The 19,674-nt window shown below is 62.2% G+C and carries 20 protein-coding genes; 3 read left to right on the plus strand and 17 right to left on the minus strand.

Annotated features, from left to right (window positions below; all coding sequences use genetic code 11):
- Positions 1-1,034: DUF2971 domain-containing protein (locus D4765_RS15620; RefSeq protein ID WP_237280492.1), on the plus strand; the 1,034-nt coding region annotated here is incomplete at its 5' end.
- Positions 1,035-1,140: 106 nt separating this feature from the next.
- Here the strand turns inward: D4765_RS15620 and D4765_RS15625 are convergent.
- Complete coding sequence (locus D4765_RS15625; protein ID WP_136643253.1) at positions 1,141-1,737, minus strand: recombinase family protein; 597 nt, start codon at positions 1,735-1,737, stop codon at positions 1,141-1,143.
- Positions 1,738-2,099: 362 nt separating this feature from the next.
- Complete coding sequence (locus D4765_RS15630; protein WP_136643254.1) at positions 2,100-3,047, minus strand: hypothetical protein; 948 nt, start codon at positions 3,045-3,047, stop codon at positions 2,100-2,102.
- A gap of 433 nt (positions 3,048-3,480) precedes the next feature.
- Here D4765_RS15630 and D4765_RS15635 point away from each other — a divergent pair, with 433 nt between their 5' ends.
- Positions 3,481-5,472: a hypothetical protein gene (locus tag D4765_RS15635; protein ID WP_136643255.1), complete on the plus strand. Its 1,992-nt coding sequence runs from the start codon at positions 3,481-3,483 to the stop codon at positions 5,470-5,472.
- A 77-nt stretch (positions 5,473-5,549) separates the two neighbouring features.
- Here the strand turns inward: D4765_RS15635 and D4765_RS15640 are convergent, their stop codons facing one another.
- The 11 genes from D4765_RS15640 to D4765_RS15680 all read right to left on the minus strand — a co-directional run bounded on the left by D4765_RS15640 (position 5,550) and on the right by D4765_RS15680 (position 14,346).
- The gene (locus D4765_RS15640) at positions 5,550-6,896 is read right to left on the minus strand and encodes a hypothetical protein (RefSeq protein WP_136643256.1); all 1,347 of its coding nucleotides are present in this window, start codon (positions 6,894-6,896) and stop codon (positions 5,550-5,552) included.
- A 358-nt stretch (positions 6,897-7,254) separates the two neighbouring features.
- Complete coding sequence (locus D4765_RS15645) at positions 7,255-7,554, minus strand: type II toxin-antitoxin system Phd/YefM family antitoxin (protein WP_136643257.1); 300 nt, start codon at positions 7,552-7,554, stop codon at positions 7,255-7,257.
- Positions 7,555-7,610: 56 nt separating this feature from the next.
- On the minus strand, positions 7,611-8,027 hold the full coding sequence (locus tag D4765_RS15650) for a hypothetical protein (RefSeq protein WP_136643258.1): 417 nt from the start codon (positions 8,025-8,027) through the stop codon (positions 7,611-7,613).
- Positions 8,027-8,911 carry a metallophosphoesterase family protein gene (locus tag D4765_RS15655; protein WP_161580468.1) on the minus strand — a complete coding sequence of 295 codons (885 nt, stop codon included), beginning with the start codon at positions 8,909-8,911 and terminating at the stop codon, positions 8,027-8,029. The genes D4765_RS15650 and D4765_RS15655 overlap by 1 nt, the downstream gene beginning before the upstream one ends.
- The gene (locus D4765_RS19280; protein ID WP_161580469.1) at positions 8,904-9,077 is read right to left on the minus strand and encodes a hypothetical protein; all 174 of its coding nucleotides are present in this window, start codon (positions 9,075-9,077) and stop codon (positions 8,904-8,906) included. Before D4765_RS19280 ends, D4765_RS15655 begins: the two co-directional genes overlap by 8 nt.
- A gap of 2 nt (positions 9,078-9,079) precedes the next feature.
- The gene (locus D4765_RS20200) at positions 9,080-9,715 is read right to left on the minus strand and encodes an HAD domain-containing protein (protein ID WP_420824541.1); all 636 of its coding nucleotides are present in this window, start codon (positions 9,713-9,715) and stop codon (positions 9,080-9,082) included.
- A 38-nt stretch (positions 9,716-9,753) separates the two neighbouring features.
- Complete coding sequence (locus tag D4765_RS15660) at positions 9,754-10,086, minus strand: hypothetical protein (protein ID WP_136643260.1); 333 nt, start codon at positions 10,084-10,086, stop codon at positions 9,754-9,756.
- A gap of 325 nt (positions 10,087-10,411) precedes the next feature.
- Complete coding sequence (locus D4765_RS15665; protein ID WP_136643261.1) at positions 10,412-10,858, minus strand: VOC family protein; 447 nt, start codon at positions 10,856-10,858, stop codon at positions 10,412-10,414.
- 63 nt (positions 10,859-10,921) lie between these two features.
- Positions 10,922-11,842 carry an NAD(P)/FAD-dependent oxidoreductase gene (locus D4765_RS15670; RefSeq protein WP_136643282.1) on the minus strand — a complete coding sequence of 307 codons (921 nt, stop codon included), beginning with the start codon at positions 11,840-11,842 and terminating at the stop codon, positions 10,922-10,924.
- Between the two features lie 149 nt (positions 11,843-11,991).
- On the minus strand, positions 11,992-13,557 hold the full coding sequence (gltX, locus tag D4765_RS15675) for a glutamate--tRNA ligase (protein WP_136643262.1): 1,566 nt from the start codon (positions 13,555-13,557) through the stop codon (positions 11,992-11,994).
- A 60-nt stretch (positions 13,558-13,617) separates the two neighbouring features.
- Complete coding sequence (locus D4765_RS15680; protein ID WP_136643263.1) at positions 13,618-14,346, minus strand: TetR/AcrR family transcriptional regulator; 729 nt, start codon at positions 14,344-14,346, stop codon at positions 13,618-13,620.
- A 106-nt stretch (positions 14,347-14,452) separates the two neighbouring features.
- Between D4765_RS15680 and D4765_RS15685 the strand changes: the two genes are divergently transcribed.
- Positions 14,453-14,827: a VOC family protein gene (locus tag D4765_RS15685; protein ID WP_136643264.1), complete on the plus strand. Its 375-nt coding sequence runs from the start codon at positions 14,453-14,455 to the stop codon at positions 14,825-14,827.
- A 67-nt stretch (positions 14,828-14,894) separates the two neighbouring features.
- Here D4765_RS15685 and D4765_RS15690 read toward each other — a convergent pair whose 3' ends face one another.
- The 4 genes from D4765_RS15690 to D4765_RS15705 all read right to left on the minus strand — a co-directional run bounded on the left by D4765_RS15690 (position 14,895) and on the right by D4765_RS15705 (position 19,596).
- Positions 14,895-15,656, minus strand: a complete 762-nt coding sequence (locus tag D4765_RS15690) for a fumarylacetoacetate hydrolase family protein (protein ID WP_136643265.1) — start codon at positions 15,654-15,656, stop codon at positions 14,895-14,897.
- Positions 15,657-15,739: 83 nt separating this feature from the next.
- Positions 15,740-16,858, minus strand: a complete 1,119-nt coding sequence (locus D4765_RS15695) for a branched-chain amino acid aminotransferase (protein ID WP_136643266.1) — start codon at positions 16,856-16,858, stop codon at positions 15,740-15,742.
- Between the two features lie 8 nt (positions 16,859-16,866).
- Positions 16,867-17,997: a 3-isopropylmalate dehydrogenase gene (locus D4765_RS15700; RefSeq protein ID WP_136643267.1), complete on the minus strand. Its 1,131-nt coding sequence runs from the start codon at positions 17,995-17,997 to the stop codon at positions 16,867-16,869.
- Positions 17,998-18,051: 54 nt separating this feature from the next.
- The gene (locus D4765_RS15705; protein WP_136643268.1) at positions 18,052-19,596 is read right to left on the minus strand and encodes an MFS transporter; all 1,545 of its coding nucleotides are present in this window, start codon (positions 19,594-19,596) and stop codon (positions 18,052-18,054) included.
- Between the last annotated feature and the right edge of the window lie 78 nt (positions 19,597-19,674).

Here is a 19,674-nt window from a genome sequence, read left to right on the forward strand (position 1 = left end):
CCCCCCCCCTTATATCCATCGGCCTCCCGTCTACCCTTGGTGACATGTCGCTTCCCGAGATTCCGTCTTTTAGCTCAAGCTCTGATCAAATCTCGGCGACGCCATGGCCTGAGGGAACCGTCTGGCACTACACGACAGGGGCTGGACTTGCGGGCATGGTCGGCGACAACGTGCTGTGGGCCAGCGCCATGGCCCTCATGAACGACTTCCGCGAACTGCGCACCGGGAAGAAGATATTCAAGCAACTGCGCAAAACCCACGTCGACGATGTGGAGGAGCAGATTAGGGGAGACTTCGACGCCATGATTCGAACCGCCTCGAAGATCGACCCGTACAGAACGTTTGTCGCTTGCGCTTCCGAGCAGCCGGACCGTCTCACCATGTGGCGGAACTACGCGGGCGAGGTCGGGTATGCCGTGGCTCTTGATAGTACGAAACCGCTTTACATGCGGCGTCAACGGCCGATGACCGAGGAAAAGATCGCTGCTTCGGGCCTCCTCGACGAAGAGAGCAAGCAGCGTCTGCGCGACGACGCAAACTCCGGTTCACCGAAGTTTGAATGGACACGCGTTGTCTACAAACCCGACGCTCAATACTTGGCGGCCTGGAAGGTGCTCCTTGATATCGAGGCCGCCGCCGCCGCTAGTGCCGAAGGCCGGCAAGCTAAGAAAGGCGAGTTGTACGCAATGCTGGACATGGCCACCGTGATCTCAGCAATCAAGGACCCCGCGTTCGAGGACGAAACCGAGACGCGACTCGTGTGCAACGCTGCGATGTACGTCGACCTCATGTACCTCAAACACCGCCCAGGAAAATACGGGATGATTCCCTACGTCGAACTCGGACTCCCGAAAGACCCAGGACAGCTAGTCGGCGACGGCCCCGAACCAATGGGCAATCTGCCGATCATAGAAGTGATCATCGGACCAACCCGCTATCCGAAAGACGCCTGTGCAGGCGTCCGTGAACTCCTTCGCTCCCACGGGCACACGAACATCCCCGTCACCGCGAGCCGAATTCCATTCCGCCCCTAAGCACGCTCCAAGGTCAAACCCATCTCGATTTCAACAGCGCCGAGACGGAGCAAGAGCCTTAGCGTGGGATATTTCACTTTTTCACAAGCCGCCCCCCGAAGTCACTTCACGACACTGCTGAGTTGAGCCCGAGCTTCTCAAATCGTCGGTAGAGCGTCGAGCGACTCATCTTCATATCGCGGGCGACCGAGGCAACCGACTCACCACTGTCGATGAGCTTGTAGGCCTTTTGGATCTGCGAATCGGTGAAGCTCTGCTCGCGTCCGCCGAGGTCTTTTCCGGCGGCCCGCCGTTTGGTGATCGAATCGTTAACTCGTTCCTTCTTGATATCCAGCTCCATCTGAGCCAGGGCAGCCATGACCGTGAATACCATCTGACCCATGGGCGTGCTGGTGTCGACGTTGAGGCCGCCGAGATTGAGAACTCGGAGCTCGGCGCCTCTGGTTCGGAGATCCTCGGGCAGTGCGAGCATGTTCACTGTCGATCGACCGAGACGATCCAGCGTCGTGACGACGAGGGTGTCGCCGGGGTGCAGTGCGTCGAGAGCACGATCGAACTGAGGCCGGCTTGCCAGTGCCCCTGATACGCCGTGGTCGACGTAGAGGTCATCTCGTCGAACGCCGGCAGCTAGAAGGTCGACCTCTTGCCGGTCTGTCTGCTGCATTTTCGTTGATACTCGCGCGTAGGCGATCAGCTTGCTCATCTGGTTCTCGTCACCTGTCGCACAACTCTTCTTAGATACGTCTATTTTACGAGAAGTTGTGCGACGTATTTGTGCGCCACTTTTTTGCGCGAAACTCGATCACATTGTGTCGCATCGAGATCTGTCGCATATCTCTAGGGATATGCGACTCGGCATCGTCTCGCAGATAATGCACTTTGCCGAGAATCTTTATCGGAGGGGGGGCAAGTCCTTCTTTTTTGGTTGAGTATTCGATTTAGGTGCTCCTTTTGTTGATTAGGTGATGGGGGCCGTTACTTTAGGCTCGCGCGCAGTCGCAACGTTAGAACCGGAGCAGGAGCAGACGAATTGATTGTGGTCTGTTGCGGGTGAATGTTCGCTGGTTACAGGGGGACATCTGCACATATTCGTGAACCTGGGTTCGCGAGGACCCACACCGGCCAGCTCTGCAACATGGCAACCTTGTCGTCTCCGAGCTCTGAGATGACGAGGTCGAGCTCATTCACGTCCTTGAGCAGTATCAGCAGGCAGGCTTCCAGTAATCCGGCTTGCGTGTCATCCCTGTTCAGAGAGCGCCGCGCTGCACGAATGTCGCGTCGATCCGCGTCGCTGAGCGTCCCCAAACGGTGCTGAATCTGCCACCAGTTGATTCGATGTATGAGCGAGTCTGGATCCTCCCCCAACAACCACTTGCAAAGGTCGGTGGATCCTTGGAGCAGATAGGCGCGGTGGTGCTCTTCACTTGCCGAATCTGCGGCCGAGAGAAGTTGGAGCAACATCAGGTTGGCCTTGTTGAGCGCCGCGGAGCGATCCTCAAGCGCCACGTAGGCGGCCACAATGCCGCGCAATCTCAGATTTAGAACGGAAGCCATATCTTCCGACGTCATGGCCTCGTACACTGTTCCCCATTCCATCGGCTCTGGTGAGCCGCTCTCGTCGAGTCGGTAGATGCGGAACCGGTCACGTTTAGTTGGATCGAATGGATCGACGATCTGCCAATAGCCTTCTTCCTCGGCTGGCATGACGATCACCATGATTTTGTACACGCCGAGCGCGATGTCATATCGTCCGGTCCCATCCGAGGTCCCTCGCACTGGATGATCCTGAAGAACTCCCTCATGTAGAGCGAGGAGCATTCGTTTCGTTTTGTCGTCAATCTCAAGAGTCGAGGTCAGGTCGTCGTCGATGCCGAACTCATCAAACAATTCGATCAGGCGGGCGAGCTCAGCGCGGACGCTTTGCAATTCGGCTTCCATTTTCGGATCACCATCATGACGTTCGTGAGTGACGCCGCCGATGACCAGCGCGTTCCCGGCGGCGGACGCGAGCATGAAATCGAAGTTCTTGGCTTGTTCCCGAAACGAGCCTTCGCGCGTCAGATTGAGGGTCGTGCCGACCTTACCGTCGGCGTCCTTGAGTCGAAGTTGAGGCCTTCAGCGAGTTGCACAAGGATCGTGTTCTCCTAATGATCGATGTTGCAGTTGAACTGCCTGAACAGCCGCACGACCGGCACTGGGGGTACAACCTCGGCAAACGCATCGGCGTCGGCTCTGGTGCGCTCTACCTATTCTTCAGCGCCTTCTCGACGAACCTCTATAGGGTCAGTCTTTGTGTTAGGTAGTCAGCGAGGTCTTCCTGGTCGCGGCTACCCATAGGTGCGCTCCGCGATCATCGTGGCGGAACGCTCTACGAGTTCCGCCGGCTTGAGCTTGTTGTCCTAGGAAGCGCTAACCTTGCCTCATACGGGGGAAGGCGCAGGGCGGAATGGTCGATGTTCTACAGGAGAAGTCTGCAGAGTTCGAAAGCGAAGAGGTTCGGGTTGCTTCAGGCTTGGATTACCAAGCATTTTGGACCACGGATGCATCCAGCGGTTGGCTTGACCAAGCACTGGGCCAGGCTGCTGTTTGGGTCCGGGAGCGGCTTGGACTAGACGTTGATCTGTCGCAAGATGGCGAAGTCGCAAATGGCGACCGCAGCAGACGTGTACAGGTGCTGCACCGACAGGCTGGGCGCGATGTTGGCGTGCGGCTGCGAGCTTGGAATACAAATAACGGCACCACTTTCATTGTCACCGTCTTAGCTGTCGATGGCCCCAGCGGTGGGTGGCTGCTGGTACAGGCAAGCTCATCAGATCGATCTCGAAGAACAGCCAAGCCTGCCGTAGCAGACGCAATTTTGAGCGTCGTCGATTTTACCGATATCGGGCCCTTACGCACCAACGCTCAACACATCGCGCTTAGTCAACTCGATGAACTCGAGGAGCTAATCAACAATTCTGACCGCAGGTTCCCTGTGATCGTTGCCGCGCCGATAGACGGGGTGGACTTTGATCGGTGGCTTGAGGCTGTGAACCGGTGGACTCGCCACAGCGCGGGAATCGCCCACGTTGTCTCTCTGGACCCGCAATCTGCCGACGAGTTCTCACACAGGCATGGTCGGCGAGCAGTACAGCCAGCAACACTTCGGACTTACCCACCGGGCGCAGACCTCGCCGACCCGGCGGTGGAACAAACTTCACGGTGGTTGACGCCCCGCGCACTGACTGGCGACGACCATAAGATCGCACGCGTTATTGAAGCTTTCGTTCGCCAATACCAAGTTACCCATCCGGTTCCGCTTCCTCCGCCTGTCAGGGAATGGTCGCGTGCTTTCGACAGGTTCGCAGCTCAACAACTTCGTTCCGCGGTCAGCCCCACCTCCGTCACCTTGCAAGCACGCGTTGCAGCGCGCCAGGCCGCCCGGAATCTGCAGAAATCGATACTGTCAGATCAATTAGAAGAGCTTGCAAGTGACTTCATCGCGGTTCCCAGCCGGCCAGACGTACCTGATCGCCTTGACGCCCGGGTTGTCTTCTTGCAAGAGCAACTTGCAGCGAGCGATCAGGCGCGCATGCGGGCCGAAAGTCAGCTTGAGCATGTTCAAGAGTTTCTTTCTTTGTCGGACCTCGAGGAACCCGCTCTGTTGGAACTGCTCGACGCTGCTACTCAGGCACAGCCAGACAGTGGCGCCATCGCTCAATTGCTCAGTGATAACGATGACCTGCGAAACAAGGTCAATGAGCTGGAAGACGATCTTCTAGTCGAGCAGGTAAATCATGGCGAACTGAGCACAGAGCACGGGCGCCTGGAGGTCTACTACGCAGCGCTAACGAGAGAAGCTGCCTTCCTGCGTTCAAAGGTTGCAGAAAATGATCCGGCAACCGCCTACGGTTGGGTTGATGACGGTGGACCACCCAACCCACTGGGCGAATGCCCTCCAGGATGGGACGCTCTCATTGCGGATCCGCGACTCGTGGAACACGGCCTGATATTTACTGGCAACCAGCGCAGGGTAAGAGACGTCATGAGCATCGACATGGATGGAGCCGGACTGCGGGCCGCCTGGGATTCGCTGGGAACTCTGGCCTCATATCGCGCCGCTCGGCTCAATGAATCTTGGGACACGAATGTTCATTCGTTCTGTGAAAGTGGACCATCGAAAGCTTTCCATGTACCACCCAATAAGCATGCTCAGGACGAAACGAGTGGCACCAGGCAGGACAAGCGTCTGGCGGATTATCGTCTCCTCCCTATTCCCACAACAGTGGACACCTCCGGTCACGTCTATATGTGGGCTCACTTTAAGCCGTACAGCTGGTCATCCCAACAGAAATTGCGAATCCATTATTGCGACCAGGTCACCACGGACAAGAGGATCTATATCGGCCACATTGGACATCATCTTCCCTCTGCATCAACCGACAAGGTTCACCGGTAAGCACTCACGCGACTTTGGTTCACACACAGGGATGGCCCTCTGAATCGCAATGAGATATTGCTCAGAGGAGTGGATGCTCAGGCAGCGTAATCGTCGTGCACCACCACACGAGAAAGCTCGATTCCGACACCGTCGAGCTTCCAGTAGTGAAGCCGTCGAGCACTCGGAGTGTTCTCCTCTAAGTAAGCGCGGTAACAGAGTGCGCCGTCTTCTCGGGTGACTGTGAGCGAGGCGCTGTTCAGTCGGAGCGCGTGCACGTTTCTCGCTGCTAAAGCTTCAGTTGTTCCGATCAGGACGTCGACTACGCACCTGAACGCTTTCATCTGTGAAGACCGGTCGAACCCTTCGACCGATTTGAAGAAATCGGGCCCGATCTCATAGGAGGGGAGCTCCTTCTGACCCTTCTCGGCCGCGGGTACACGCTCGACCCAAGCTTCATATATGGCGTGTCGTACGGCTTCGTCGCTCGATGAGAACAGCTCGGGGCTCAGCGGGTTGGCCACCTTCTCGGTAGTGACTGGCCTTCTCCGACTGTTCAGATGCGCTCGATGAGCCGTTGTCTGTTCAGCAATCTTCTGTTTGAGGTTCGCGTTCTCGATCTTCAATTCGCGCAGGTCAGCGTCACTACGCTGCCAGTACTGAAGTGACGAGCTGAACTTGCCCTGCGAAGCTAGTAGCATTTCGGCCACGCGCTCGGTTCGATCCTGTTCCAAGCGGATCCGCTCGTTCAGTTGCGTAATCGTGGCGTCGCGAGAGTCGATGGTTCGATCTCGCTCCGAAAGAACCTCTTCGAGAAGCGCGGGTGCAGTTGCCTCAGTTGTGATGTCCGGTGACGCCTCTCGCTCGGGATTCACGAGGGCCGGCTGCACCTCTAGCGGTGTATTCACGAGGGCCGGCTGCACCTCTAGCGGTGTAGCCACAACGGCTTTCGATGCGCTTGCAGCAATGACGCGCGCTGGTGTCCTTTGAGCGGCTACGGATGATTCGACCACCTCACGCGGCGACCTGTAAGCGAGCTTGAGAGCTTCCTCGATTAGTCGTGGCTGCTTACGTCGGGCGCTCTCGACATCCGGGGCAAGGAACAGCGGCGCCAGTTCTCTCTGTTTGGTCCAGGTGATACCGCGGGGATAGATGCGGGCACCTCCGTTGAAGACGCTGAATTCCTGGGTGAACGCCTCAGTGAGTTTGAAGGTGAGATCCGGGTCACGGATTACGGCAACCTCACCCTTGTTTCCGATTTCGTCGGCGATCGCTTTAGGATCGAATAGAAGTCGGCCGTCAGACGTGGGAGTCACGACTACAACCACGACGTCGCGGCGAAAGTCATTCAGGCGCTGCACCAAGTCGATGGCGTCAAACGCATTCTTGATTTCGACCGGATCAGCCGAACCCCACAGCTCATTTTCATCGACTCGCTTAGACATCGGTGTCCCCATTCCCCGGCTCCAGTTTGGCACGGGCCGCCCGCAACCAATTGCCTTTGATCAGTAACCGGTCAATTACAGATGTTCTGACTTGGCCTATGAGGACGAACTCGTGCCCGGCCGCGAGCCTTCGTATTAGTTGCTCCCGCTCGTCGGGCGTCTTACCTTCAAACAACGGGGCCCTCTGATCGAGCGCTATAGCTGAGGGGCTTTCGGCTAGCTCGGTAGCTTTCTTCGGATTGCTCGTGGCATTCATCATTCGTCCCGGGTTATCGGAGCGCGTCTCTCGCGCTTCGCGAGAACTGTAAGCGCGAAATCGAAGCACTCATGAGAAGCTGCGTCGAGCATTGCTTCCAGCTCACTTTGGCCAGTCCACGTCCGCTATTCCAATTGCAGGTTCACCGGTCTCGCGGAATGACTCGAGGGCATTCTTCCCTTGGATGTAATCAGCGAGGTCATCTCGCTCGCTCGCCTCGATGAGCGTAGTAACGGCACTTGCGACGAGCTCCGGTGGCGTGAGCGCCTCACCGTAGAGCACCCTGAGCCGCGCGAGTTGCTCTAGCGTGATCGTGACAGGGAAATGTGTCTCGACAGGCTGGATGACGGCGAACGGCTTCCCATGATCGGTAATGAGAATCGGTTCGTGTCGCTCGAACACTTCGAACGTGTAACGCAGTGCATTCCGGACGAACTGCTTCCGGCTTACTGACCTTGTCAACGGTTCTTCACCCACACCACTTCGAGTCGATCGGATCTCGGTCGCGCGAGCTCCTCTGCAAACCTGGTAACGGCGTCCGTAGGGGCGATCAACTGGTGCCTGGTTCCGTGAGGCTGTAGCGGCAGTCGGTCGCTCTCCGCGTAAGCGGGTAGGGACAGGATGTCGTGTTCCCCCGGGGTAATGAAAATGTCGACTCCGTGTCGGTGGCATTGGCCGTCCACGTCCTCGAGGTACCAGTTGCGTCCCCACTGGTCGATTTCGCCGCGTTCACCGGGCCCGAAGCCGTAGCTTCCGAAGTGAAATATGCGAGTGATGCCGAGAAGCGCCGCCAAACTAATATCGCGCTCGGCTTGGTAGTGGTTCCCGTTCCAGTCGCGGACGATCCCAACTTTTTCTTGTTCGGGGGCATCCATCAGTTGCTCTCCTCCGACTCAGACCCCGGTCGATCTAGGTAGAGCTTCTCCACGTTGAGCGTGCGCCGCGGCCGCGCGCTGACGAAGGTAACCTGCAATTCTCGCCAGCTGAGATCCTGCAGGTTCAGTTCTCCAATATTCCCGGCCTGGTTATCACACCCGAGGGAGCGCACACGCTGACCGCTGGGAAGAGTGACCTCATCGGGGTTGTGCATGTGACCGTGAAAAGTCAGCTTCGGACGGGTTCCCTCCCAGACCCTGGTTACCTGCGCTCTGGACTCCGCGGAATAGGCAAGCGCCTCGGCAGGCCAGCCCATGGGGTTTCTTACAATTACCTCCTCCACCGCCCCGGTCCCGCCGTTGATCGCTTCGTGAAGCAGTAGAACATCTACGTCCCCGCTGGCTGCCGCGGCTTCGGCTTCTGCCTCTGTTGCCATTTCGGACTTGAACCAGTCGAAGCCCTCAAGGCGCTGCTGGTAGTCAATGCTCGCTGCGCCTCCGAAAGACATGAAAGACCTCCCGCCCAAGGTGAACCTAAATCCGCGCGGAAGCGCGAGCACGGACGCACTGAGCGGAACCGGCGCCTCCGGAAGGGTTTCGAAACCGGCGTCGAGGATCCTCCAGTCCTCGTGGTTGCCTGGCGTCACCAAGATTCGCTCGATACCGATCTTTTCGCACAAGTAGTCGGCAGCTTCGAGGAACCCTCGGTCACGTTCTCCCCAAATGCCGAAATCACCTAGATGGAGGATCGTCCTGATACCTGTTGTGTCGTTTTCAATCGCAGATAGGAAGACGGAGCGCAGCCAGTCGCGTGATCCATGCCAATCCCCGGCAATGAGAACCTTCGCCTCGCCGCCAGCAGTTGTGAGATCTACTTCAGCCATGTCGTAATTCATCCTCGGTAGTTAGGGCGGGCTGCGCCTTGGCCAGGTAGTCATCGATGGCGGTGGAGACCACGTCGCGGAATCTGATCCCGTCCTGCTTGGCAATCGCCTCGACGACGTGAATCTGGGAGTCGATGAAATAGACGAACTTGTTCACTGTCGCCACGGCTAGCTCTTTCCATCGATGAACCGGCGTATCTCGTCCACTTGATCGAGCGTGAGACCTACTGTCGGGTTTGTCTCAATGAGTAGACGGCCACCCGCAGGTACCGGCCCACGAATGAAGTCCGGCCTCAGGAGTCGCGCTTCTCCGATGGCCACATCATCTACCCAGACGTACGCGGGGCGTCCCAGTTCGACTTGATGCTCAATAAGCGCGCGTAGCTTCCAATCGGATGCGTAGGGATGCGTTCTTTCGATGACGTAGCCACCCGAAAGTAGGCCCCGCAGCGGACCTTCTATAAAAAGGTCGACATCGCGGCCCCAAGTTGTCAGCCATGCGAGGGCTACATTAGGCCGTTGGACTAGCTCGTCAAGTGCACGAACTACCTCGAGGTCGACATGGATTGGGAAGGTTCCGCGGCTCTCGCGAAGAACGACGAGATCTGCAGAAAGAGTTTCGTTCACTCGGTTTGTCGTATTTGGTAGCTGGTTTATCACCCCATCAACATCTAGAATCAGCTGGATGATTGAACGTTCCGGCGGCAAGAAAGGTCGTTGGATCAGAGCATGCACAATCGACGGCTCCCAAGTTTGGACATTGATGTGGGGATCCGAGTTCGTTTTCGTCGGTCGAAAAATCATCTAAATGATCGCGTTAGACGAAGTTGAATCCAGGACGATCAGGATTTAGCTCTGCTAAAGAACGCGCGCGCTTCGCGAGGGGACGTGCCCAATATTTGGGCCAAGCGAAACCAGTTCAATTCGCCCGTTGGACTCGAGTGTCGAACGTCCTCGATGAAAATCGCAATCGCGCTCAGGGCGATGGCTTTCGCGACTTCCGCGCGTTCGACACGAACCAATCCACCACTCGACAGATACACGAGACGTTCGACCACAAGATCAACGTCCGCCTCCAGCTGCCAAGAGCTGGAGATGACGGAGGCGACAGTTGCGAGTTGGTCGTCCATGGACAACAGGGTCGCGGCACGATTGGGGATCGATGGCATGGTCATTCCTCTGTGAGTAATGCCGCCGCCGACCCCGGGGCGTAAGACTCTAAATATTAGCCTTAGTCTTTATTCACGCGCTATCTACACAGGGCGGCGAGAGGCGGCCGCCTTCGGTGTTATTCGGAGTGGACAAACCAAAGTTGCTGATCAGGCGCTCATTGAACCGAGCCTGGCCGAACTAAACCGCTGATATCTTTAGTCTTTTGTTCTTGGTTCGAGTCCAGGTACCCCAGCTCAAAAAGCCCTCCGCTTCGCGGGGGGCTTTTTTCGCGTTCCTACCTCCGTGAGACGTCGGGCCGAACAGGTGCGGCCGCCCGTTCAGTGAGGTTCAGGCAGCGGCAGGGGCAGCAGGGGCAGCGGGCGCGGCCGAGATGTTCACGAGCCAGTTGATGCCGAAACGGTCGATCAGCATGCCGAAGGTGTCGCCCCAGGGCGCGACGTTCAGCGGCGCGGTGATGGTGGCGCCCTCGGTGAGGGCATGCCAGAAGCCGGTCAGCTCGGCGCTGTCGGGGGCGAAACCACTGAGCGAAACGGAGATGTTGTTGCCGGGGGTGTACTGCATTGTCGCGGGAGTGTCTGAGGCCATGAGTGTGAAACCTGAGGGCGTGGTGAGCTGCGAGTGCATGATCTTGTCGGCGTCAGCCGGGTCTTCGTTGGGGTTCATGTCGCCGAAGGTGCTGCGCACGATGTCGCCGCCGAAGACGCTCTGGTAGAAGTCGAGGGCCTCGCGAGCGGTGTCACTGAAGCTGATGTAGGGGTTGAGTGTGCTGGTCATGATGGTCTCCTCAGGTTCACGAAATCCCCCGGCACCCAGTATGGCGCGGCGGGCCCCGGCGCGCTACAGAATTCCGATGAGGTGACGGTTGACGGCGGCGGCGACTTTTGCGCCTTCTCCGGCTGCGACGATGAGCTGTTGGGCGCCCGGAGGGGTGGAATCCCCCGCCGCGAAGACCCCAGCCACCGAGGTACGACCGTGCAGGTCGGTGACGATGAGGGTTTCGGCGTCGATTTCGAGGCCGAGCAGGGCGTGGTAGTCGAGAGCCGTTGTCCACACCGGGCGCACGAAGCCGCCGCTTCGCAGAATGACGGTTCCGTCGGCCAGTGAGACACCGGTCATGCCGGTGCGGTCACCTTCGATGTCGGCGAGGGGCCTGCGTTCGACGCCGATTCCGCGGGCATCCAGAGCCTGTTCGTCGGCCTCGGTGATGTGACCGATGCCGTTCGTGAACACGATCAGGTCGTTCGACCACTGTGAGAGCAGCAGCGCGCGCTCGGCGAGGTCGTCGGTCTCGCCGATGAGGGCGAGGGGGGCATCCGACTTCTCGTAGCCGTCGCATTCGGTACAACTGTGCAGGCTGGTGCCGTAGTAGGCGCGCATGCTGGGCAGTTTCGGCAGGGTTTCGAGCAGGCCTGTTGCGATGAGAACCGTGCGCGCGGTCGCTGTGCGGTCGCCGCTGCCCCGGATGCCCTTCGCCTCAACCACGAACAGTTCGCCGCTCGGCTCGTCGATGCGCCGGATGCTCGCCACCATGCCTTGGTGAAAACTGGCCTCGGGGTAGCTCATGAACTCTTCGCGGCCGAGCCGGCGGAGGTCAAGCGGAGCGACGCCGTCGCGGGTGAGAAAGCCGTGCGAGAGCAGCGTGGCCGAGTGCCGCGGGCGATTGCTGTCGAGCATCAGCACCCGCCGCCGGGCGCGCACGAGGTTGAGGCCTGCGCTGAGGCCCGCGGGGCCCGCGCCGATGATGATGACGTCGAAGATCTCGTCAGGGTCAGGAGGCTGTACACCCTGAGGCGCGGTCGAGGGGTCGGCAGCGGCACCGGGGTTCTGGATGCCCGGGCCTCCGCCTGCCGTCGAGCGGATGATCACCGTGCGCGGCGTGTGCGGCGCCGCGAGGGGTGCTCCCACGGTTACACCTCCGAGCCGGAGGCGGAGGCGGAACCAGAACCGGAGCCGGGCTCGGCGCGGTGCTCGGCGAGCCGCACCAGGCGCGCCACGGTCTCGGGTTTGCCCAGAATCTGCATCGACTCGAACAGCGGCGGCGAGATCTTGCGCCCGCTGAGCGCGACCCGCAGCGGGCCGTATGCGATACGCGGCTTCAGCCCGAGCCCGCCGATCAGCGCGGCGGCGAGGTCGTCTTTGATGCGGTCGTGGGTGAAGTTCGTCTCCTCGATGAGCTCGAGGGCGCCGACCGCAGCAGCCAGGATGACGCCGGTGTTCTCGGGCAGGCTGGCCAGGGCATCCGGTTGGTAGTCGATCGCATGCGCCTGCTGAAACAGAAACCCGAGCATGGCGGGGGCCTCGCCGAGCAGCGCCATGCGCTCCTGCACGAGCGGGGCGGCTTCTCTGAGGGTGGCGAGCTGGGCATCCGGTACCGGCAGGCTCAGGATGCCCGCGTCGACCAGATACGGAACAACCCGCGCCGCGAAGTCGTCAACCGCCAGCAGCCTGATGTGGTCGCCGTTGATCGACTCGGCCTTCTTCAGGTCGAAGCGGGCCGGGTTCGGGTTCACGTCGACGATGTCGAACGCCGCCACCAACTCGTCGATCGAGAACACGTCGCGGTCGTGGGTGAGCGACCAGCCGAGCAGGGCCAGGTAGTTCACGAGCCCCTCGGGAATGAAGCCGCGGTCTCGGTGGTGAAAGAGGTTCGACTCGGGGTCGCGCTTCGACAGCTTCTTGTTGCCCTCACCCATCACGTAGGGCATGTGCCCGAAGCGCGGGATGAACGTGGTGACCCCGATGTCGACGAGCGCGTCGTACAGGGCGATCTGCCGCGGGGTCGAGCTCAGCAGGTCTTCGCCGCGCAACACGTGCGTGATACCCATGAGCGCATCGTCGACCGGATTCACGAAGGTGTAGAGCGGTGCCCCATTGGGGCGAACCACCACGAAGTCGACGAACGAGCCGGCGGGGAAGGTGATGGGCCCGCGCACGAGGTCATCGAAGCTCAGCTCGGAGTCGGGTACGCGGAGGCGGAGGGCCGGCAGCCGGCCTTCGCTGCGGTAACGCTCGCGGTCGGCGTCGGTGAGGCCGCGGTCGAAGTTGTCGTAGCCGAGCTGCTTGGCGCGGCCGTTGGCCTCGTTGCGCGCGTCGATCTCCTCGGCAGTCGAGAAGCTCTCGTAGAGGTGGCCGCTCGCCTTCAGCTTCTCGATGATCTCGAGGTAGATGTCGCCGCGCTGAGACTGCCGGTAGGGGGCGTGCGGGCCGCCCACGTTGACGCCCTCGTCCCAGTCGATGCGCAGCCAGGTGAGCGCATCGATGAGCTGCTCGTAGCTCTCTTCGGAGTCACGGGCCGCGTCGGTGTCTTCGATGCGGAAGACAAGTTTGCCGCCGGTGTGCCTGGCATATGCCCAGTTGAACAAGGCCGTGCGAATGAGGCCCACGTGCGGGGTGCCGGTGGGCGACGGGCAGAACCGAACGCGAACGTCGGCGCCGGTGGCAGTCGAGAAAGGAGGGAGCTGTGTAGTTGACATACTGTCGTCAATTGTACGCGCTGGTGCTGCAGTTGCCCGCCGAATCGGCGTGCGCCTGGGTTACAGGCCGCGTTCGACCATGTCGAGGAGGCGGGAGGTGGCCGCGGTGACCATGTCGGCGCTGAGGCCGCGGAGGGGGCCGTCGATGACAAGCATGCCGAGGCCGTGCACGGCTGACCATGCGTAGAGTTCGGCGTTGGCGCGGCGCTCGGGCGGGAGAATGCCGGCGGCGGCCCATGCGTCGAGGGCGGCGCCCAGAATCTGGAACGGTGTACGCCCCAGCGCTCCGGCCTTCACGGGGTCGGCGCTGTTCGCGAGGTGGTCGGGCACGCTGAATGCCGTGCGGAAGAGTCCGGGCTGTTCGCGGGCGAAGGCGATGTAGCCGGTTCCGACGCCGCGCAGCATTCGGCGGGCGTCGGCGGCGAGGCCCGCGGCCGGGTCGAAGGCGGTGTCGGCGGCCGGGTCTTTGGCGAGGCCGATGGTCGGGCCGGCCACCACGTCGGCGGCGGGGCCGGCCACGCGCGCCGCCGCCGCCACGGCCTGCTCCATACGGTCGGCCGCGAGCCCCTGCGCCGCATCGGCCACGGCCCGCAGCAGCGCGTCACGGTCAGCGAAGTGCCGATACGCCGCGTTGGGCGTCACACCCGCGCGCCGGGTCGCCTCCCGCAGCACGACGGCGGCGGGTCCACCGGCCTCCGCCATCTGCAGCCCGGCCGCCACGAGGGCTTCGCGCAGGTCTCCGTGCCGGTATGTCGCTCGCACGGCAGGCGGGGACGCGTCAGCGCTCATCGACATCTCCCCCACACCTGCAGCCGGCCATCCGGTACTGGACACCACCGCCGAAACGTGTGATTGTAAACATTGTACACTTAGCCATTTCGACTTCGGAGGCGCCATGTTCGACCCCACCAACGCGTTCAGCGGATTCTCGGTGAACGACATCGACGCCGCCCGAAAATTCTACGGCGAAACCCTCGGGCTGACCGTGACCGACAACGAGATGGGCTTTCTCGAGCTGCAGCTCGGCAGCGGCGCGAAGGTGCTCGTCTATCCGAAGCCCGACCACGAGCCGGCCACGTTCACGATCATGAACTTTGCGGTGCCCGACGTCGATGCGGCCGTGGATGATCTGCGGCAGCGCGGCGTCGACACCAACCCCTACGCCGCCAGCATGCCCACCGACGAGAAGGGCATCATGCGCAATATGGGCCCCACCATCGCGTGGTTTCTCGACCCCGCCGGAAACGTTCTCTCGGTGCTTCAGGGCTGACGCCCCGCTCCAAGGCTGCCGCCGTGGCGACCCTCGCCGCACGCCGCTCACCCCGCAGAGCCAGCGCTCAGCGCGCGAGGTTGCTCAGCGTGCCGATGCCGTCGACCGAGATCTCCACCGTCTGGCCCGAGACGAATGGCCCCACGCCCGCCGGCGTACCGGTGAGAATCACGTCTCCGGGCAGGAGCGTGAAGACCCGTGACACGAAGGCCGCGATTTCGGGTATCGAGAAGATCATGTCTTTGATGTTGCCGAGCTGGGTGACGGTGCCGTCGACGCGAGCCTCGATGCGGGCATCCGACCAGTCGAATTCGGTCTCGATGATCGGGCCGAGGGGGCAGAAGGTGTCGTAGCCCTTCGCCCTCGTCCACTGCCCGTCGAGCTTCTGGATGTCGCGAGCCGTGACGTCGTTCGCCACCGTGTAGCCGAACACGACATCGGCGTAGTCTTCGGGCCGCACGTTCTTCGCCACGCTGCCGATGACGATGGCGAGCTCAGCCTCGTGCTCGACCTGGTTGCTGTCGGGCGGCAGCACGATGGTGTCGCCCGGCCCGATGACGCTCGTGTTCGGCTTCAGAAAGATGATGGGGTGATCGGGCGCTTCGCCGCCCATCTCGCGGGCGTGCTCGGTGTAGTTCTTGCCGATGCACACCACTTTCGAGCGCGGAATGACCGGGGCAAGCAGCTTCACTGCCCCGAGCGACACCCGCTCTTCGGTCGTCTCGAAGCCCTGGAACATCGGGTCGCCCGCCAGAACCACCAGCTCGGTGCCGTCGACGATGCCGAACCGCGGGTCGCCGCCCTCTGTGCTGAACCGTGCAATCTTCACGTGAGTGTCTTTCGTTGATGATGCGGCGAACGGGGGTCGGGCGCGGGCTCAGACGCACAGGCGGCGGGCCCGTGAAGCCCGGCTCAGGCGAGGCGCGTGAGCCAGTTGTGGCGGTCAGGCACGCGGCCGTACTGAATGTCGGTGAGCTCCTGGCGCAGCGACATGGTCAGTTCGCCGGCGGGCGCGCCCGCGGTGCCGAGCGCGAAGTCGTCGGCCAGCAGCTGGGCGACGGGCGTGATGACGGCAGCGGTTCCGCAGGCGAAGACTTCGACGATGTCACCGGATGCCGAGCCTTCCTTCCACTCCTCGATGCTGACGCGGCGGAGCTCCACGTTGTGACCACGGTCGCGGGCGAGCTGCATGATGCTGTCGCGGGTGATGCCCGCGAGAATGGAATCGCTCTCGGGCGTGACGAGCGTGCCGTCTTTGTAGACGAGGAAGAGGTTCATGCCGCCGAGCTCTTCGAGGTATTTGCCCTCCTGCGAGTCGAGGAAGAGCACCTGCGCGCAGCCCTTCTCATAGGCGAGCTCTTGCGGCAGCAGCGAGGAAGCGTAGTTGCCGCCGGTTTTGGCTGCACCCATTCCGCCGTGGCCGGCGCGGTTGAACTCGGTCGAGAGCCAGATGTTCACGGGGGTGACCCCACCCGTGAAGTAGGCGCCGGCGGGCGAGGCGATGAGGTAGTAGCCCACCTTCTGGGCCGACCGCACGCCGAGAAAGCTCTCGGTTGCCATCATGAACGGGCGGAGATAGAGGCTCGTCTCCGCGGCGTCGGGCACCCACGACGCATCGACCGCGACGAGCTGCTTGAGCGACTCGATGAAGTCTTCGGTCGAGAGCGGCGGCAACGCGAGGCGGGCGGCCGAGCGCTGCAGGCGGGCGGCGTTCGCCTCGGGCCGAAAAGTGTAAATGGCGCCGTCGGCGTGACGATAGGCCTTCAGGCCCTCGAAGATCTCTTGCGCGTAGTGGAAGACCGACGCGGCCGGGTCGAGCGAGATGGGCCCGTACGGCAGAACCTGGGCCTCGTGCCAGCCACCGGCGAGGGTCCACTCGATCGAGACCATGTGGTCGGTGAAGTGCTTGCCAAAACCGGGGTCGGCGAGGATGGCCTCGCGCTCGGCTGTGGCCCGGGCATCCGTCGACGGGGTCAGAGCGAATGAGAGCGGAAAACCGGTGGTGGCGGGGGTCGGTGCGGTCGTGGTCATCGTGTTCCTTACGAAACGAGGGCTGCCGAGGCAGCAAGCTGGGAGACGATGGCGTCGCCCACGGCGGCAGTGGTGCGGGCCGTGGGTGCGTCGACGTCGGCGGAGGGGGAATCGGCGGTGGCGGCAGCAACGCGTGCCGCCCGGTCGGCAAGATCGGTGGTCACCGCGGCGCGAACCCTCGTCGCCGCCTCTGCCATACCCTGCTGGTCGAGGAGAAGCGCTACCGAGAGAATCGCGGCCGTGGGGTCGGCGATCTGCTGGCCAGCAATGTCGGGAGCGGAACCGTGAACCGGCTCGAACATGCTGGGGAAGGCGCCAGACGGGTTGATGTTGCCCGAGGCTGCCAGACCGATGCCGCCGCTGATTGCGCCGGCCAGGTCGGTGAGAATGTCGCCGAAGAGGTTGTCTGTGACGATGGTGTCGAACTTAGCAGGGTTTGTGACGAAGAAGATCGTTGCAGCGTCGACGTGCAGGTAGTCGACCGCCACATCGGGGTAGTCGGCGGCGACCGCCGTGACCGTGCGCTGCCACAGGCTGCCCGAGAAAACGAGCACGTTGGTCTTGTGCACGAGGGTGAGCTTCTTGCGCGGGCGGCTGGCTGCCAGCTCGAAGGCAAACCGAACGACACGTTCGACACCGTACGCCGTGTTGACCGACACTTCGTTGGCGATTTCGTGCGGTGTTCCCGCGCGAATGACGCCGCCGTTGCCGACGTACGGGCCCTCGGTGCCTTCTCGCACAACCACGAAGTCGACTTCTCCGGGGTTGCTCAGCGGGCTCGTCACCCCGGGGTAGATGGTGGTGGGCCGCAGGTTCACGTAGTGGTCGAGCGAGAACCGCAGCTTCAGCAGCAGCCCACGCTCGATGTTGGCGTCTTTCAGGCGCGGGTCGCCGGGCACGCCGCCCACGGCGCCCAGCAGAATGGCGTCGTGTGAGGCGATGGATGCGAGGTCTGCGTCGGTCAGCACGTCGCCGGTCTCGAGAAAACGGGCCGCCCCGAGCGAGAAGTGTGTCTTCTCGACGGTGACGCCCGACGGGTCGGCGGCGACGACCGCGTCGAGAACCTTCAGCGCCTCGGCAATGACCTCGGGGCCGATGCCGTCTCCGGGAATGACGGCAAGGCGGATGACGCGAGACATAGGGGCTCCAACGCTGGACGAGTGTGTGCCTCCCAGATTACCAACTCGGGCGGGTCAGCCGCGGGCTTTGCGGAGGGTGACGAGCGCGAGGATGGTCGCCGCCACCATGAGCGCCGCCCCGATGGCCGACGTGGTGACCACTCCGCTGTCGAACGCGTTGCGCGCCGAGTGCAGCAGCACCTGGCCGAGGCTCCACGGGAGCTCGTTCGAGACGCTCACCGCTCCCCCGAGGGTCTCGCTGGCGGCCGTCGCCTGCGTGTCTGAGAGCCCGAGCGGCAGCACAACTCCCGACCGATAGAACGCGGTCAGAATACTGCCCAGCACCGCGGTGCCGAGCACGGCACCGAGTTCGTACGCCGTCTCGGAGACAGCCGAGGCGGCCCCGGCCTTGTTCTCGGGAACCACGGAGATGATCAGGTCGTTCGAGATCGTCTCGGCCGCGCCGATACCGAGGGCGAGCACCGCGAACGCGATCGACAGGGTCGCCGCGCTGGCGTGCTGCCCGGTGAGCATCACGATGATGTAGGCCACCGCTGACAACGCGAGCCCGAGAGCCACGACGATGCTGGGTTTCACCCGCCGAACGACGGGCACCACGGCGAGGCCGGCCACAACCATGACGATGAGGCCGGGCACCAGCGCGAGGGCGGCATCCAGTGGCGACAGCCCCAGCACCAGCTGGAGGTGCTGCGACACGAAGAATAGGAAGCCCACCAGCGCCACGACGCTGAGCAGGTTCACGAGCACCGCGCCCGTGAAGGCGCCCACGCGGAACAGGCGCATGTCGAGCATGGGGTTCTCGCGCCCCAGCTGGCGCCGCACGAAGGCGAAGCCGGCCGCGAGCCCGAGCGCCACCAGGCCGAGCGCTGCGAACGAGAAGCCCTCTGTGGCCACCTGCTTGATGGCGAACACGATGGGAACGATCATCACCAGCGAAAGGCCGATGCTGACGAGGTCGAGCGGGCCCGGGGTGGGGTCTTTCGACTCGGGAATGACGAGCGGGGCGAGAATCAGCAGCGGAATCAGTACCGGCACCGCGATGAGAAACACCGATCCCCACCAGAAGTGCTCGAGCAGCACACCGCCCACGATAGGGCCGAGGGCCGCGCCGGCGGCGAAACCGGCCGCCCAGATGGCGATGGCGAGGCGGCGCTGGCGGCGGTCGGCGAAGATCGTGCGGAGCAGGCTGAGGGTCGACGGCATGAGCATGGCGCCGAAGAAGGCGAGCCCCGCGCGGGCGGCGATCAGCAGCTCGGCGGTGGGGGCGAAGGCCGCGACCATTGAGAGCGCTCCGAAACCGACGGCGCCGATGAGCAGCAGCTTGCGACGGCCGACGCGGTCGCCGAGGTTGCCCATGGCCACGAGCAGGCCGGCGAGCACGAGGGGGTAGGTGTCGATCATCCAGAGCTGCGCGGCGGCGCTCGGGTGCAGCGTCTCGGAGATGACCGGCAGCGCGAAGCTCAGCACGGTGTTGTCGATCGACACGAGCAGAACCGGCAGCATGAGCACGGCGAGCGCGAGCCAGCCGCGAGCGCCGACGCGGAGGTCGGGCGTGCCGGTGCCGGTCGCTAGCGAACGGGTGGAGGTGGAGCTGGACATGACGTTTCCTGGCAGATTGTGGGTGAGACTTTAGTATACCGTCCAGTCGGTACAGTAGCAAGCTTCTGGATGCTCGGC

Origin of the sequence: Subtercola vilae, from assembly GCF_004923255.1 — a bacterium.
Lineage (GTDB): Bacteria > Actinomycetota > Actinomycetes > Actinomycetales > Microbacteriaceae > Subtercola > Subtercola vilae.